The organism is Streptomyces sp. NRRL S-1022, assembly GCF_000720135.1.
Classification (GTDB): Bacteria; Actinomycetota; Actinomycetes; order Streptomycetales; family Streptomycetaceae; genus Streptomyces.
In genome coordinates this window covers 1-333 of sequence record NZ_JOIU01000166.1, presented here as the reverse complement: position 1 = coordinate 333, position 333 = coordinate 1, and the positions used below count along the sequence as shown (strand labels likewise).

Sequence of the window (333 nt, the reverse complement as noted above, 5' to 3'; positions counted from 1 at the left end):
GACGGCGACGAGGCGGAGTTCGCTGGTGTAGCGGTGGCCCTGGTCGTCGGTGAGCCAGGTCTGTTCGGGGGTGGGGAGCATCTCGGTGACGGTGAGGCGGGCTTCGGGGTCCTTGCGGGCGAGGCGGCGGGCGGCTTTGGCGAGGATGTTGACGTAGACGGGGCTGTCGAAGTCGACGAAGAAGGGGCGGGGTTCGGTGGGGGAGACGACGAAGACGAAGCGGGGCAGTTCGTGGGTGTCGCGCCACTGCCGGGCCCGGACGAAGCGCCGGGCCTCGCTCTTGTCGTCGGCGAACGTCAGCGCGGAGCCGGCGAACCGCCAGCTCTCCCGGGC

At 71.2% G+C, this 333-nt stretch carries 1 pseudogene; it reads right to left on the bottom strand.

From position 1 onward, the window contains the following. Window positions 1-333: pseudogene (locus IG05_RS0141335) on the bottom strand (lantibiotic dehydratase); the annotation flags it as partial.